This window comes from Bacillus sp. PK3-037 (assembly GCF_054161355.1).
Genome location: NZ_CP096408.1, coordinates 1,993,563 through 2,009,225, shown reverse-complemented (window position 1 = coordinate 2,009,225; position 15,663 = coordinate 1,993,563). Strand labels below are relative to the sequence as shown.

Genomic DNA, 15,663 nt, shown 5'->3' with positions numbered 1-15,663 from the left:
CCTTTAGAATCCATGCCTAATTGGGTAAAACCACTTTTGCTGCTTATATGAATAAAATGATTATTTCATTACTACAATTTTCCATCGTATCCCTAACAAAAAGCAGTCTATTCAGATCTACTCCTTTACGTTCTCTTCTTTTAACTTTTTGTTTAGTTTGAAACTAATGAAGACATTGATCATCGCAGCTGGAACATATAAAATTCCTGCTCCCATTAATCCTAACGCAGTGCTTGAACCTAATATAAAAGCCTGCATTTCTGTATTTCTTGACTTCAAACTAAGTAACACTAGAATACCCGCTATTACCCCTATAAATCGAGCAATGCCTGGAATAAAGAAATCAGTTAGGATTCCAAACATTTGCCCAATAATTGATAACGTAATTCCCATAAAACTGGATAATACAACTAATGTTTTGATAGCTTTTCACTCCTTTTTAAATCCGTTTCTATTATTAAACCGCTTTTGATACAGGTCTACAAGTGTAGCAGCCCGCTCTACAAACCCTCTCAGCTGCCATGCTTTTTGACTCACCATTCTTTTTCCGCTCTATTCAATACAAATAAACACTTCTTACCCTGCGATAATGGCGATTAGCTTTATTCAAAAACTCTGCAAAGAGCGGTGTATTCTTACATGAATGCCGGAGATGTGGGATAGAAAAGAGCATATAACTTAATACTCTTTAAGAATTCTCACAGTCCGTTTCCAGAAACTTAGATACTTACTTTTCTTGTTTAAGCTCTTTCTTTTTATTCCTTTTGTAACCTGCATAAGAGCCGCCAAAAATAGCTATAAACATGGCAATCCAAATAAAAATGTTCAAGTCAATTCCCCCAATTTTAAATAAAACACTTCTTTTATCATGACCCCTTTCCTCTCCAATAAATGCTCATACCGTGTTATGGTTTAATAAAACTTCCAAGGAGTGGTTCTTTGCTTAAAGCTTCAAAAATACTGATTTCATGTGCAGCTTTAATTCTATGTGTATATTCTTTATACAATCAAAGTGAATTCCTCTTGGTTTCTCTCCAAGTATTAGTTGCCCTTCTCTTTGTTTTAATGGGAGTGGAGACACTTTCAAAGAAACAAACAAGGTCTGCGTATTTGTTGTTCGGATCAGCGGCTTTTATACTTGTTGTGAACGTTGTGAAATGCATGATTTAAATAGTAGATAAACTAATTCCGCAGGCATATGGAATCCCAGAACCAATAAATTAACGCAGCAACAATGCTCATTATGTAATAATTTAAGCTCTTGAACACTGTAAGAGCACTAGGCGGATAATCAACAAACCAGAACACGAACACAGGTAAAAAAGCTACTGCTGTATAAATGAAAAAATAGATCAAACTAAACTTTCTGGGATTTCTTCTTAGTAATAATTGTAAGGGGAAAGCAAATATTAAGTAAGTGATAAAAGAGTAGAATGCAATGATGCCTATTGTGATTAAGGCGATCGCCATAAATCCCGAATAAACAAACATATACAAGCCAAAGACTAGACCATATGACAAACTCGAGAATACCAGAGTATAAACATAACTGTTTAACGTCTTTTGATTGAGGCTCAAAATCAGCACCCCCTACATGTATCCTGTTTAACCAGTTATCCAATTGTTCAAAATCTTCATCGATTTTCACAACTTTTTAAAAATTAGACTCCGAATAACAAAGTTCCACCTATAAAAAAGAAGAAAGGGAATAGTAACAAAATTGAATTTAAGATGATTCCCCATATAGCCCACCGTTTATTTGTCTTGATTGAACCTAACGCCAGCATTATCCCTATAGGTGAGAGTAATAGAGGGAACAATACCGGCATTCCTTGCCACGGCATTGAAATAATCCCAGTCAAAAAATTAATTATTAATATAGCTGAGATAATTGGAAAAGCAAATGAAAATATGACTGCAGCTTTTTTAAAATTCATATTAAAAGTAAATCTCCGTTCTCTTTAAAATCGTATTTTTATTAAAAATATATTAAGACGTCATTGTCTCCGTGCTATGCTTCAACAACAGCTTTATTATAATTTCGAGAGATGATTCAAACCTTTTCTCAGTTCACACTGAGCTTAATTCTTTTCTCATATCCCGAAAATAGGGTTTATCATAATGGTTTTCTATTCGTTATTATCAAGGAAGTGAAGAAGCTTAATGCCATTCTATTCTATGTATTGAGTAGACTTCAATTAAAATTTAAAAAAGATCGGCAGATGCACGAACATCTAACCGATTTGCAATAGATAGCTGATTCTCGTACTTCCACAATCAAACACTCTGTGTTCTCCCGGCTCCATTACAGTTTCCTTGTTTGTACTGTAAACGTTTCACTAGCTGGTGATGGCTTCACAACTATTGGCAGCTGTTAAAACCTTAGCAGTATACACTGTGCCAGATTTGATGGCAATTTTCTGATTAAGCCTCATATTCTTGTTCATTGGGATTAAGAGTTGTTCGATGGAGGTTCAACATCATTGTATTAGGTTTACATCAATTACGTTATAAAAGGCATTAGAGGTATCCGCAACGTCCCACACCCCTAGAATGACATGATAACCACTGCGGTCTGCTGGCACATAAATTTTATGAGAAAGATTTGTATCTGCCTTTGAACCATCGTGATCAACTGTTCCAATTAATTCAAACTCATCTCTTGTTAATGGTTTGTTTGGATTCCAATCTTTCTTGGTTATATAATAGTGCCACTTTGATGTTGCGTGAGGAGCAGTATAGTGCCAAGTAAAGGTGTTTAGACCTCCATGCATGTTTTGTTTTACCCAATGATCTGCAGTCTGCCTGTCTAACCCAAAGTCAATTTGACCAAAGCCTCCATTTGCCGATGCAATTTTTCCATCTGGCGGACCTCCGGCTGGAAACCCTTTTAGTCCTTCTACCGATTGAGGATTATCAACTACAGAACCATACTTTTGTGTAGCTGCCGTCCAACCAATTATTTGTTTTTCTAATGATCCCATGTACGCTCTACTAGCAGGTTCTTTTATATACCCGTGTGCAGATACATCACCTGCAAATAAAGTAGCACCCACACTCAGAACAGCAGTTAGAACAGCGCCTTTGACAAAACCCTTCATTACCAACTCATTCCTCCCTTTTCTGTAAAATTTTTCTCTTTCCTACTATAATAATTCATTATATGTCAGGTAAACTCCTTCTTTTTTTTGATGGCGTAACACTTAAAAAACTTCATACTCCCCCGCTCTTTTGTTCTTCCTACAGCTTTTTAATGTAATCACAGATGGCGAACTCTTTTTCAATCTCTGCCTTAACACATATCATCTGCAGTATCATTCAACCCAGCGGTATATTCTCAATCCCCTAATCACTAACAAAAGGATTTTAATCAATCTTCTGATAGCCGAAAATTGTCAGAAAAAACCTATAGCATGTGAGGCATTTAAAAATGATTATTCAGCTGTTTATAAATTTAAGGCTTTTATTCAACTCATTATGAAATTCACACTGCTGTTTTTCAGAATCCTTGTGAAAAAGGCAATTCAACATCAATCAAACCAAATAAAGTCGTGACGTCTATAAGAATGTTGCGACGCCTTCTTTTCCTTAGAAAATTCTTGTCTAAAGTTTTGTTCTTTTTAACTAAACGAGCAGGTATAATTAAGCTATAAAAAGAAAACAAAACATCATAAGGAGGATTTTTGTGTTTCAAACCTTAGACCATTTTTTAAAATCTTGGGAGTTCGAAGCTGACGCTACACAGAAACTGCTAAATAGTCTAACTGATGAATCACTTAAACAAGCAATAACTTCACAAAATTGGACTTTAGGCCGTATTGCTTGGCATACTGTTGCTGCCATTCGCATCATTACCTCAAACACAGACTTAACGTTTCATGCCCCTGCTGAAGATTATCCTGTTCCTACTTCGGCTCAGTTTATAGCAGACAGCTATCATCAAGCCAGCAATGCGTTTGTACAGGCATTAACAACCCAATGGACTGATCATACACTTCAAGAACGTATCAACTTTATTGGTCAACAATTGCCAAAGGGTTCACTTTTGATGTTTTTGATTCAACATCAAAATCACCATCGAGGACAAATGACTGTTCTTATGAGACAAGCAGGATTAACTGTTCCAGGTATTTATGGTCCAGCTAAAGAGGAATGGACAAAATTCGGTTTGGTACCCCCGCATATGTAAGCAGCCTTTTAACGAAGTTACCTATTACAAAATATAAAAGCATGTTTCGATGATTTTTTTCAAAACATGCTCTTCCTTTTGTTCATTTAATCAATGTTGATTAACATCAGAAATAATATCTGGCATTTTTCTAATCTCCTTTTTGAATAATGTTTTGATATACATTAAAATGGGTAAAAATTTATAAGGTGATTTCTTTGAATCATGATCAAAAAGTTACTCATTACTCCTCATTTATTTTTTCAACGATCATCGTGTTGCTGGTCGCAATCTTTCCTGAATACACTTCTTGGTTTGTGACTGTTTTCTTTTTGGGTTTTGCACTTATATATACTCTCCAAAAACATAAAGCAAGTTCGTCAAAAGCAATTTCTTATATTTCATATTTCTTGTTCATCGTTGTATTGGTTTACACATTAGTAAATATATAGTTTTAATCCTACTAGAATTGTCTCAAATAAAATGCCCTGCATGTAAGAATGTCTCCTGCCATTTCAGTGTTCTAAGTAGGAGATGGTATTTTGTTTGTATCGCCAATGTTTCTTCCTTCAATATAGTTCAATTCCACTCTTCCTCTAAAATAGCGTAATAATATTCATCCCACCATTCATTGCCTTTAGGAATACATTTTTTAAAAAAGCCTTCTCTTCTCATTCCAATCTTCTCCATAACTCGGTATGATGGGATATTCTCAGGTTGACACGTAGCTATCATCCTATGTAAGTTCATTTCTTTAAATCCATATTCCAAGATAGCTTGTGCTGCTTCAGAAGCATACCCTCTATTTTGATAATTCGGATTAAACACCCACCCAATCTCATATGTATGTTCACCAAAATACTTATAAAAAACAATATGGCCTATAAGAGAATCTTCACCTTTTAGTATTACAGGAAAATTTTCAGCGTTATCACCTTTGTTTTTATTTACAAATGTTTTTGCATCTTCTTCAGTTAAAACCCCATCTGGTATATACTTCATAACATTCATATCTGACGTATACTCATATACAGCTTTCCAATCTTTGAATTCAAATTCACGTATCAATAACCTTTTTGTTGTGATATGCATTAAAATATCTCCCATCAAAAATAAATTACACTTAAATCTTTATTCGATATTAAGACAATAATAACCTCTTTAAATACTATCCTTATACAACAATCTGGGTCCTTGCAAACAAAGGGTAGGCGTCTCAGCTATATCTTCTTGTAGACTTCTGTGTACGCCTTTAATTGGTCACGTAAATCGTTGCTCTTATGCTCTAATCGCTTGACTTTACGGTTTAATGATTCGATATTCGCGTCTATATTATTTTCATTCATATCCCTTTGCAGCTTTCTTTTTCATTTTTAAAGCTCTTTACACAAAAAAGAGGCTATCCACAAAATGACAATTTCAGGGATAACCTCTTTTTTATCAATTTCTAATCAATCATCTAGCTTTCAATTTATAAAAGCTTCTGAATAATGAACGACACCTTGCACATCTTCAAGAGAATGATCTGCTAATTCCAGAGCCATAAATACTTCATCAGGCACCTCAAAGGGCGCTTTTATATTCCATAAGCTAGCTGGCTTAAAACCAAACTTCGGATAATAATCTGCAAGATTGCTAGTTGAAAGGGCTCTGAAAAAACTAAAATTTGACAATCAGGTAACTGTGGAATGTAACCGAGTCAGTCTCCAATTCAAATGAATTTCTTTAAAATTCTTATTTTATTTAAAACTCATTTATTTTTTAATTAATCAGTTGAGATTAAATTTATACACAAAAGTGTAAATACCTAACAAAAACCACAAGATCTCAACATTTTTTCACAAAAAACTTCCTTTGTAATATCTAAAACAAAGGAAGCAGGATGTTTTCTATTTATAAAAATACAATAATGAAGAAAAGTTCGCCTTTTTCGCCTTTTTTCAATCAGTTTTTTAATTGTTCGTCTGAAGGTGGCAGTAGGCTAGGCGGTAGTGATTCCTCAATTTCTTTTGGGAGAAGTGCTTTTACTGCTTCTTGCCCTATTTGTTTAGCTGCGGCAGGATTTCGTGAAGTCCAATTCATTATTTTTATCATTAGAGCAGTTGCCCATTTCTTTTTTGATAAGTACTCGACTTGCTCCTTTAATAATTCAACTTCATCATGTAGTTTTGTATATTCTTCTCTTGATTGATTCTTATTAGTTACGTTTTTATTAATAGCTTCGTTATAAAGTTTTTCAAGTTGACTGAGTTTTTCTTTTAATTCATTTGCTTCTTTCCTAGTAAAAAAGGTTTCTTTATCTTCTTTAAATTTCTCTCGAACCAAATTTTCAAGCTCAGCTAATTTTTCTTCTGTTTCCTCAGCTTGTCTTCCTAAAATTGTATTCTTTATTTCCTTTCGTAATGCATTAACCCATCCTTCGATGCTGTCTAAAAGATCGTCAGAATTCATATTATGTTTATTTTGAGTTAAAACTACTTCACCTGGACTATATTGGCTTGATATACGAGAGCCCTCTCCTTCAATTGTTGCGTTGTAATAATAATCATCATATAAATATTTAATATTTAAGTTTATTCTCCTTGCCTTCTGTTCTTGAATAATATGAAAGTCATCTGAAGTTATTCCTTGGTTGTTTAGTCTGTTTCTGATTTCGGTTAAAAAACTTCTATTCAATGTAGTAGCCAAAATGCTCACCTCAAAAAACTTTAGTTGAAAATACAATACCATATTTATCTAATTTTTAGTCCTACTGCGGGCTTTTGCATAAAACAATTATTTTAATATGAATGTTAAAAACTAGGAAAATAATATATTCTTGTTGCCTTCTGTCTTCAAGAGCTATGTAGTATCTCCTTAGCCTGTGTCAAATGGTTATAGAGCCACCAAAGTAAACTCGATAGTGATTAACATTAAGTTTTGGTTTATGACCCTTTGACTTTAAATATTCAGCAATTTCTTCAGCGCCAAATTCTTGACCAATCTGCCTCTTTCTTTACGCACATTTTAAACCTCACTAATAATAAAAGGATTACTTTATCGTATCGCTTTATAGAATTCTCCATTCCGCGTAATCCAGCCGATTTCGATACAGCGTTTAAGGATTGCTACCTACTCTAACCAATACGAGACTGCACCCTTCAGTACTGCTTTTACTCCTAGTACAGTTTTTAACTAAACTTATTTCTGTATCTCTTTCAATGTATCTTTAATAATGTCAACAATAATCTGGGGTTGATCAACATGTAGACTGTGTGATGCATCCTTCACAACAATATGTTTACTATTTGTTGATAAATGAATAAAGTCTCTTTGAAATAAATTCCATGCAGCGAAGGATTCAGTTGTATGATAAGACTGTAAACCAGCGCTGACAACTATAAGTGGGATATCTCCTAATGATGTGCATTTGTCTATTTGTTCAAAACTATCATGAATTTCACTTAAAGAACCTTCTACCGAAAATTGATTAAAGTAAAGAGATCTTGTTTCTTCACTGAATAGTGGTGGCATAATTTTGTTTTGATCTTCATGGCAGGAATCTAAGAGAATAACTGCTGCTACTTCTTCTGGATATGTACAAGCATATAATCTTACATTTGCTCCTCCAAATGAATGCCCAACAAGCATATATGGTGGTTTAATATTCGCATTTTTTAAAAGGGTACGAAGATTTTCAACAGACTGCTTGCTGTCTTTTCGTCTATCGTCTTTTTCACTTTTTCCTAAACCTACTCTATCGTAGATGAAGAATTGTGCAAATTTTGAAATTTCACCTTTTATAGGGTCCCAAGAAGCAGAAGGGCATCCGTATCCTGATTCAAATATGACTGTAATGTTTTCATTTTGCCTTTCAAAAAATTCGTAATAGAGCTTAATACCACCAATATCTTGCATCTTTCCAGTATTGGTAATTTTATTCATACAAAAACCTCCAGTGTTTAATCATTAGGTTCATAGGTTAAAATGGAGCATTGTGTCTCTGACATTTTTATATACTTTCCTGTTTTTTTGTCGAATGCTAAACCTCCCCAAACATGACATTACCAAACCCTTGACATTACATTAAGAAAAGGAAATCAATCATGAAAAACATTCTCCTTGTTAACATCATACGGTATTTATCTTATGTGGGTGATATGCTTATGAAAGAGAAAGAGAAAAATAATAAAAACGAATGGATATGATGTTTGGTTAGTAACCTGCAGACCAAAAATAGCTATAAACATGGCAATCCGAATAAAAATGTTCCAGTGAAACTCCAATTTTAAATAAAACACTTCTTTTATCTTGATTCTTTATGCTCTCGGATTAAGACACGTAATCATGTTAAGGTTAATTCATGACTGCATTAGGAGTGATACCTTGCTAAAGGTTGCAAAAATTTCGGTTTCTTGCTTAGCATTAGTCTTGTGCGTATACTCACTGTTTAATCAAAATGAAATATTGTTGTTGGTTGTGCAATTATTTGTTGCAGCCCTTTTATCATTAGTCGGAGTTGAAGCGATATTAAGCAAACAAAAACTGTCTGGATATTTATTGTTTGGAACAGCAGCCTTCTTACTTGTTGTAAACGGTGTGAAATTCATGATTTAAACTTATTTCAATTCCGTAAGAATATAGAGTCCCAGAACCAATAAATGAAAGCTGCAACAATGCTCATAATGAAATAATTTAAGCTTTTTAGCACAGCAAGCAAGAGCTGTTGGATTAGTCACAACAAAGAACGATAACGCAGCTACAAAAGCTATAGCTGTGTAGATAAAAAGATTAATTTAAACTTTTTTCCTCTTTTTCTCAGCAGCACTTGCAAATTGCAAAGGGACAGCAAACACCAAATAAGTGATTAAAGCGTAAAATCCTATGATGCCAATAGTGACTAATGCGATTGCCATAAATCCAGAGTATAAAAGATTGAGCATTATTCAACCTCTGAAAATAACCACCGCGTTACGAAATAATTCATATCATTAAGCTCAAACCATAAATTCTTTATCCAAACGTCTCTTAAGCTTGTCTCTTTATGTGAACTCTTGATAATAAATTCTGTTCGGATCTGTTTTCACCTGGTTTGTTGTACTTAAATGTTCCTTTCATACATCCTCCATTAAATCAATATCATTTTTTCACTTGACTATCAGTAACCCATTCGCCGTTATATTTACATTTGCTCACTGCCCTAGAAAACTTGTAATTATTTCCTAATCTTATAACTTTAGTTTACCATTTTTATCCTGAGTAATCGATATGGTTTTGATCTTTTTGAAATAGCAACATCTCATGCAGCTCAATGTTTAGGTATGTGCAGAGTTATCTAACAGCTCTCTTGGGTACCGCTCCATTTTATACCTGTATAGCTTTCTGACAGTCGCAAAAGTGATCAATTCACGATTAAAATGTCTAAATCAAGTTGTTTTTATGTAAATTTAAAACAAGCATGCAATAAACAAATAAAAACTGCATTCTATTGTTATTTTTCGTAATAATAGGATTTGACCCAATGATAATTTCTGCCCTTATTTTCACACCATTCAATAAATTGTTTTTTGTAAACAACACCCAGTCATTCAACAGATCTTGATAATAGTTAAGTGCCTCGTTATTGTTATTTCTTGTTTGTTGACATTCTACCTTATTGTTTAAATGCAGTGACTTAGTAATAAGTGCTGTATTTTCTTTAATATCACCAAGATACAAATCTTCGGATATATGATGAAATGAATACCAAAGGGCGACTAAATTAAAATTGATTAGTATCAATAAGGATAATTGTTCATTGCTGCCACCAAGTCTAAGCGCATTGTGTAAGTAATCGACACGTTTTTCAGTATTTAAAAACACGCCATACCACCTATATGGCCTTGGATCTTCGGAATTACTCTTCATCCATCCCTCAAGTAAAGGCTTTAAAAGTTCCTCTTCCAAAGGATGAACAAGTACATGGTGAATATCATCTGATGTTTGTAAATAAAGCAAATAGCTAACAAGCAAACTTCTGTTTCGCATTATGATCCCACGTCTTTGCCTCATCAATAAAAGAAGATAATGCTTTAAAGGATTCTTTACGTAACCCTTTTTCTTTGAGGGAACAGAACTTTTGAAATAATGGATATTCATCCAATCTGTCACTTTTCAAGATAATAGTTAAGATATTTACCATTGTTCACATCTCTCTTTGTTTATACATGTTTTATACAGAATTGATACCAATAAAAATATCCAAAAGGAAGGCTGTCTTTGAATAAGGATTGGTGAACTGCGATTACTTCTGAATCATTTTCTTTCTCTTTTGCCTCCGCTTTAGTTAGAAACATTGTATTTTGATAAATGTAATGAACCTCTGTTTCTGGTATCAGATCAGCGCCCCTGTCTACATATTTATGTATCCAATCTAATGCGGAAGCCTCACACCTATATCTTCCATCGCTTCTGAAGACAATTCATCATTCTTCTTGATGTCCTTTAGATAACTTTCCAGCTCATAAGATTTTCCATTTTCAGGTATGAAACAGAATAGCGTTCAGCTGAAGTCCTAACCCATTTATAATCTCCTATAGACCAAAATCACGGTGCAGCTTGAGAGCCATGATCCTGCGTTTACAATTCAGTTTGGAGGTCTTTCAAAAGCTGAATATCTTGATTTATTCGTTCCCCCTAATTTGTTTAAAATCACGATTTTGAAAATAAATAGGCTTTTATGATCCTTCATTCACTTCCAAACAAACTCCAGATATTGCACAATAAATGCATAATATGTAAATGGAGTTGATATAATTGAACCCTAGAAACATTTTATTGAGTTCTGCTTTAACATTCGGCATGCTAATATCCGCTGTTCCTGCCTTGGCAACGAATGTTTCATCTGAAGTTGTTGTGAAAAATGATGAATATGAATACGACACCATATATCAGCTTAGTCCCATACCAAACTTCAAGCCTTCTCTTGAATACAATGGTTATACTTATACTCTTACAAATTATTATTTTGATTACTCAATAGGGTTTTATAAGGCTATTTATACAAAAGTTGTTTAAACTTATAAGGGGCTTTTTAGCTCCTTTTTCTTGTTTTAAGCAAGGTATTTCTTCCAATGTGATCTTTTATGTATGAAAACGTAATATTTACTTTTGCTGGTTCCTTCTTTTCTGTTGCGCTGAGTAATAACAATCACTTGGCCATATTTTGATTCCTCAATGATCTCGACTGATTAACCCTTAGATGAAAGTACTAGGATCGTGTACGATATACGACTTGACGGTTTTGGGTGACAAATTGACAGAGCGATTTAATGCACTTCTAACATTTTTAACTGCAATGGGTATCATTGTTGACCCGACAACTCAAGGTATTTCTGATAGTGAACATGCACTGGATTATGATTCACCGAGATAAAACCCCTACCCTTCTCTTAATTGAGGAGGGTATTTTTTTCGTTTTTTAAGATAACATTAATCTTCCTCATTCATTTAAATATGATAAAGTATTACATATTAGTCTATTAGATACATAGAGGGAGGGATTTCAATGGAGCAATTAATTCCGTCATCCACAGTTGGAGTTAAAATCAATGAATGGTATAAATACATACGGATGTTCGCCGTTCCAGATGCAGAGATATTAAAAGCAGAGATTGAAGAAGAAATTAAACATATGAAGGAAGACCAAGACTTATTGCTGTATTATTCTCTAATGTGTTTTCGTCATCAGCTAATGCTGGATTACCTTGAACCTAAGTCATTGAATGAAGAACGCCCTAAAATTTCAGACTTATTAGAAAAGATCGAAAGCAGCCAAACAAAACTTAAAGGTGTCCTGGAATACTACTGCAATTTCTTTAGAGGAATGTACGAATGTGATAAGAAGGAATATATAAAAGCAATAAGGTCATATAAAATTGCTGAGAAAAAGCTCGCTTTAGTAACAGACGAAATTGAACGAGCTGAGTTTTATTTCAAAATGGCTGAAGTGTATTATCACATGAAACAAACCCATGTATCAATGCACTATGCTGAAGCAGCCCTTAACATTTATAAAGACCAAAAAACTTATACTGTTCGCCGAATACAATGTGCATTTGTTGTAGCAGGCAACTTTGATGATCTGGAAAGTCATGAAAAAGCAGTTCCCCATCTTCAGAGAGCCATAAAAGACTCAAAAGCCATAAACAAACACAAGCTAATTGGTGCATCATTATATAATTTAGGAAACTGTTATTATAAGATGAAAGAGTATGACAAAGCTGCTGAATATATTGAACAAGCAGTTTCATTGTACGAAAGCGATAAAAGCGATCTACTCCCTCACACGTTATTTACACTGACACAAATTTACTTCAAAATGAAGGATATTGAAAAAGCCTTGATTCTTTATAAAAAAGGAATCGAGAAAGCACAAGCCATAAACGATGATGTCTTAGTTGCTGAGTTTAATTACCTAAAGGCTTTATATATCGACTCTATAGATAAACGCACAGTTTTCCGAACTTTTTCTGTACTTAAAGATAATGTTATGTATCCAGATTTAGAGGAGTTAGCACTTGACACGGCTAATTATTGTAAGGAGATAGGGCAATTTGAAAACTCAACCACCTTTTTTGACGTCATGGTGGATGCCCGAATCCAAATACAAAGAGGAGAGTGTTTATATGAAATTTAAAGTTGCATTAGCCACCTTGTCAGTTGTCGTTGGATTAGCAATGTTTAGTGGCTTTTCATCCTCGAATGACAAAGAGTTCCATGAAGCTAAAAGGAATATTACTTCAATTCAACCGACCAAGTTTTTTGTTTAATGTTTAGCCCTTCTCATTGAGAAGGGTTTTAACTCTTATGTCAACAACTTGTTACCCTTTATTCCGAACTTTGTTCAAGCAGCTCTAAGGGAAACTTGGCTAACTGGCCTACAGTCGATATCCCCATTCGGTTCAGGTTCCTTTCTATCCTCCCTCCTATCCCCACATTTTAGACAACAACTAATGAACATTCTAAAGCTTTATTTGGCACATCTTCATATCTCCAACGTGCGATACTACTCTTCGTTTCTTACTCTCCAGGTCAAGCGCAAGCTTACTGAGCAACATATTATCCCCAATGCCTACAGTACACATCAAACCGAACTCTCTCCACACGCTGCTTTGGCCATTTCTTCAGGATCTTCTTTTCCTGCATCTAAAAAAAATTCATCAATTGAATACGTGTGGACACATTTTTCAGGAACAAATCTGTAAAACAGTTTTGTAATCTCAGTTGAAACTCTGATGAAAAGCTTCATTTGCGGATTTACAATGTCTATTCTGGGCGCTTCAGGTATCTCGAATAATCTAGACTTTGTTTTGTTTTGATTCCAAAATCTTTTTTAAGTGCAGGAGATGCAGCTAATCTTACGTGGTAATCAAAAGAATCAATCATTGTATGTAACTCCTATGATGTTTTTCATGTTGATATAGACTGTATTGTTATGTTGATCTTTAACGTGTAGCTAGTTGTTCAAAATTAATGTAATGGACTCTGCGAGCGATATTTTCACGAATCCGTTTTTATACAGCTTGAATTGCAACTCTTTTTTAAATTCAAGAGCCTTAAAGACGAGAAGATCCATCTCTTCAATTTTTTGATCATCTAAGGATGGTTTTTCAATTTTTGATGCATCGTTGCGTTAAATGTTCTGGAAGCATCATTGATGTCCATTTGATTGTCCCTCAATCTCTTTGCAATTTGACTCACTTCTTTGTTGATCCAATATCAACAGAACAAATGGTCCTTATTCAATATGAACAAGAACAAGAGTTTGATATAAATACTGGTAATGCTATTCCATATCCTCGAATGATCCTTCCTTAAAACAATCTACACGTCTCCAAATAAATAAACCTCTAAAAATTAGAAGACATAAAAAATAACAAGGGCTTTAAGACCCTTGTGAAAGCTTGTTTTCATTACACCCTCTATCTTCGTTTTTCATCATTTCTATATGCTTTTACGAATTTTGGCAAAAAAAGAAAAAGGCACCATTTGGTACCTTTTTTATATTCATTTCGCATTTCTTGTGAATTTTGGCAGTTCGAATATAATTGCTATGATGCCGCAGATCCCGATTAAAACTGGATAGAAAGAGTAATGCAAGATGCTGACAGGTGAAATATTCCCAAACTTCCCGGCCGATAACATCTGCGCACCGTAAGGAATTAAACCTTGTATCACGCAGGAAAAGATATCTAAGATACTTGCCGACTTTCTATTGTCAATTTTAAATTCATCAGAGATATTTTTGGCTATCGGTCCGGCTGCAATAATAGCAATCGTATTATTGGCAGTAGCTAGGTTAGTAACACTGACCAATCCGGCAATACCGGCTTCAGCACCTTTTTTTGAATTGATTCTTTTGGAAATGAATCCCACCAAAAAGTCAATCCCTCCGTTTTGTTTCATGACGCCGACCATTCCGCCAATTAACATTGAAAGGATGATAAGATCAGACATTCCGGCAATTCCATCCGTAATTGCTTTAAAATAAGACTCAAGCGTCAAGCTGCCGCTTGCAAACCCTATAATCCCTGTTAAGATTAATCCCCCAAAAATGACAGCCACCACATTAAAACCAATTAACGCAAATACTAACACAGCAACATAAGGAAGTACTTTAAACCAGCTGTAAGATTCAGCTCCGATATGTCCTACGTGTCCTGTCGGTATAAAAAATAATAAAATGATAGTTATGATAGCAGCAGGCAAAACGATCAAAAAATTCGTTTTAAATTTATCCATCATTTGTGTTTTTTGTGACCGTACTGCCGCGATGGTGGTGTCCGAAATAAAAGAAAGATTATCTCCAAACATAGCTCCGCCGACAACAGCTGCAATAGCGATTGCAGTAGGCAAGCCAAGTTCTCCGCTCAAACCGGCGCTAATTGGAGCAACTGCGGCAATCGTCCCCATCGATGTTCCCATCGAAACAGAAATAAAACAAGCAATGATAAAAAGCCCTGGCAGTATAAACTGCTTCGGAATAATGCTCAAAGCAAGGTTGACGGTTGAGTGTACCGCTCCCATCGCCTCAGCTGCAGAAGCAAAAGCACCCGCTAATATAAAAATGATAACCATAATAATAATATCAGGATGTCCCGCCCCGGAAGCAAACCATTCTATTTTCTGATTGAGAGATTGCTTCTGGTTAAATGTAAGCGCGAAAGCTGATGCTATAATTGCCGCAATCAATATCGGCAATTTATAGAAATCTCCAGTCAATACACCAGAGCCGACAAATAGGCCTACAAATAAGACTAGTGGCAATAGCGCCCAAGGATTTCCATTTTGTTTCATCTAAGTAGCCACCTTTAATTTCAGTATCAAGTCGTAAAATATAGTCTAAACAACATTCCATACTTTAAAAGGCTACAGTAAAAAAGTCAAGCGGAAAAATAGTATAGTAATTATTAAATTAAAAACAGAAAAGAAAGAAGGATTTTTCAAGAAGAGGAAATAACACTTTCATCAACAGA

General features: G+C 34.6%; 18 protein-coding genes and 4 pseudogenes. 8 read left to right on the top strand and 14 right to left on the bottom strand.

Going from position 1 to position 15,663, the window contains the following annotated elements; translation table 11 throughout:
* Positions 1–939 precede the first annotated feature (939 nt).
* Positions 940–1,170, top strand: a complete 231-nt coding sequence (locus M1D69_RS10630; RefSeq protein WP_044155615.1) for a membrane protein — start codon at positions 940–942, stop codon at positions 1,168–1,170.
* Between the two features lie 12 nt (positions 1,171–1,182).
* Here the strand turns inward: M1D69_RS10630 and M1D69_RS10625 are convergent, their stop codons facing one another.
* From M1D69_RS10625 to M1D69_RS10615, 3 genes are all read right to left on the bottom strand, one after another.
* Positions 1,183–1,578 (bottom strand): UPF0715 family protein, encoded by a 396-nt coding sequence (locus M1D69_RS10625; protein WP_458103801.1) that lies wholly within the window; start codon positions 1,576–1,578, stop codon positions 1,183–1,185.
* A gap of 83 nt (positions 1,579–1,661) precedes the next feature.
* Positions 1,662–1,937 (bottom strand): hypothetical protein, encoded by a 276-nt coding sequence (locus M1D69_RS10620; RefSeq protein WP_044155612.1) that lies wholly within the window; start codon positions 1,935–1,937, stop codon positions 1,662–1,664.
* Between the two features lie 543 nt (positions 1,938–2,480).
* The gene (locus M1D69_RS10615) at positions 2,481–3,101 is read right to left on the bottom strand and encodes a lytic polysaccharide monooxygenase auxiliary activity family 9 protein (protein WP_059336679.1); all 621 of its coding nucleotides are present in this window, start codon (positions 3,099–3,101) and stop codon (positions 2,481–2,483) included.
* 584 nt (positions 3,102–3,685) lie between these two features.
* Here M1D69_RS10615 and M1D69_RS10610 point away from each other — a divergent pair.
* Entirely contained in the window at positions 3,686–4,189 is a 504-nt protein-coding gene (locus M1D69_RS10610; protein ID WP_439024276.1) for a DinB family protein, read from the top strand.
* A 197-nt stretch (positions 4,190–4,386) separates the two neighbouring features.
* Positions 4,387–4,620, top strand: a complete 234-nt coding sequence (locus M1D69_RS10605; RefSeq protein ID WP_127696876.1) for a hypothetical protein — start codon at positions 4,387–4,389, stop codon at positions 4,618–4,620.
* A 127-nt stretch (positions 4,621–4,747) separates the two neighbouring features.
* Here the strand turns inward: M1D69_RS10605 and M1D69_RS10600 are convergent, their stop codons facing one another.
* From M1D69_RS10600 to M1D69_RS10585, 4 genes and pseudogenes are all read right to left on the bottom strand, one after another.
* Positions 4,748–5,260 (bottom strand): GNAT family N-acetyltransferase, encoded by a 513-nt coding sequence (locus M1D69_RS10600; protein WP_458103802.1) that lies wholly within the window; start codon positions 5,258–5,260, stop codon positions 4,748–4,750.
* Between the two features lie 374 nt (positions 5,261–5,634).
* A pseudogene (locus M1D69_RS10595) lies at positions 5,635–5,796 on the bottom strand (GNAT family N-acetyltransferase); the annotation flags it as partial.
* 316 nt (positions 5,797–6,112) lie between these two features.
* Positions 6,113–6,856 (bottom strand): hypothetical protein, encoded by a 744-nt coding sequence (locus tag M1D69_RS10590; RefSeq protein WP_105955053.1) that lies wholly within the window; start codon positions 6,854–6,856, stop codon positions 6,113–6,115.
* A gap of 492 nt (positions 6,857–7,348) precedes the next feature.
* Positions 7,349–8,092, bottom strand: a complete 744-nt coding sequence (locus M1D69_RS10585) for an alpha/beta fold hydrolase (protein ID WP_202657155.1) — start codon at positions 8,090–8,092, stop codon at positions 7,349–7,351.
* Between the two features lie 441 nt (positions 8,093–8,533).
* Between M1D69_RS10585 and M1D69_RS10580 the strand changes: the two genes are divergently transcribed.
* Positions 8,534–8,764: a hypothetical protein gene (locus tag M1D69_RS10580; protein ID WP_105955051.1), complete on the top strand. Its 231-nt coding sequence runs from the start codon at positions 8,534–8,536 to the stop codon at positions 8,762–8,764.
* 7 nt (positions 8,765–8,771) lie between these two features.
* Here the strand turns inward: M1D69_RS10580 and M1D69_RS10575 are convergent, their stop codons facing one another.
* The 4 genes and pseudogenes from M1D69_RS10575 to M1D69_RS10560 all read right to left on the bottom strand — a co-directional run bounded on the left by M1D69_RS10575 (position 8,772) and on the right by M1D69_RS10560 (position 10,285).
* Entirely contained in the window at positions 8,772–8,831 is a 60-nt protein-coding gene (locus tag M1D69_RS10575; RefSeq protein WP_255004945.1) for a hypothetical protein, read from the bottom strand.
* A 112-nt stretch (positions 8,832–8,943) separates the two neighbouring features.
* On the bottom strand, positions 8,944–9,063 hold the full coding sequence (locus M1D69_RS10570) for a UPF0715 family protein (RefSeq protein WP_254518301.1): 120 nt from the start codon (positions 9,061–9,063) through the stop codon (positions 8,944–8,946).
* 334 nt (positions 9,064–9,397) lie between these two features.
* Positions 9,398–9,543 (bottom strand): annotated as a pseudogene (locus M1D69_RS10565) (helix-turn-helix domain-containing protein); the annotation flags it as partial.
* Positions 9,544–9,568: 25 nt separating this feature from the next.
* Positions 9,569–10,285, bottom strand: coding sequence for a hypothetical protein (locus M1D69_RS10560; protein WP_458103803.1), 717 nt, complete (start codon positions 10,283–10,285; stop codon positions 9,569–9,571).
* Positions 10,286–10,942: 657 nt separating this feature from the next.
* Between M1D69_RS10560 and M1D69_RS10555 the strand changes: the two genes are divergently transcribed.
* The 4 genes from M1D69_RS10555 to M1D69_RS10540 all read left to right on the top strand — a co-directional run bounded on the left by M1D69_RS10555 (position 10,943) and on the right by M1D69_RS10540 (position 12,957).
* Positions 10,943–11,203: a hypothetical protein gene (locus tag M1D69_RS10555; RefSeq protein ID WP_458103804.1), complete on the top strand. Its 261-nt coding sequence runs from the start codon at positions 10,943–10,945 to the stop codon at positions 11,201–11,203.
* A 184-nt stretch (positions 11,204–11,387) separates the two neighbouring features.
* Positions 11,388–11,561 (top strand): phage holin, encoded by a 174-nt coding sequence (locus tag M1D69_RS10550; RefSeq protein WP_458103805.1) that lies wholly within the window; start codon positions 11,388–11,390, stop codon positions 11,559–11,561.
* 132 nt (positions 11,562–11,693) lie between these two features.
* The gene (locus tag M1D69_RS10545) at positions 11,694–12,824 is read left to right on the top strand and encodes a response regulator aspartate phosphatase (protein WP_458103806.1); all 1,131 of its coding nucleotides are present in this window, start codon (positions 11,694–11,696) and stop codon (positions 12,822–12,824) included.
* A complete protein-coding gene (locus tag M1D69_RS10540; protein ID WP_458103807.1) occupies positions 12,814–12,957 on the top strand; it encodes a hypothetical protein in 144 nt (47 codons plus the stop codon). The genes M1D69_RS10545 and M1D69_RS10540 overlap by 11 nt, the downstream gene beginning before the upstream one ends.
* 44 nt (positions 12,958–13,001) lie before the next feature.
* Here M1D69_RS10540 and M1D69_RS10535 read toward each other — a convergent pair.
* The 3 genes and pseudogenes from M1D69_RS10535 to M1D69_RS10525 form a co-directional block, all read right to left on the bottom strand.
* Positions 13,002–13,549, bottom strand: a pseudogene (locus M1D69_RS10535) (Y-family DNA polymerase); the annotation flags it as partial.
* A gap of 16 nt (positions 13,550–13,565) precedes the next feature.
* Positions 13,566–13,842 (bottom strand): annotated as a pseudogene (locus M1D69_RS10530) (YolD-like family protein).
* Between the two features lie 352 nt (positions 13,843–14,194).
* On the bottom strand, positions 14,195–15,484 hold the full coding sequence (locus M1D69_RS10525; protein WP_458103808.1) for a Na+/H+ antiporter NhaC family protein: 1,290 nt from the start codon (positions 15,482–15,484) through the stop codon (positions 14,195–14,197).
* Positions 15,485–15,663: the final 179 nt, after the last annotated feature.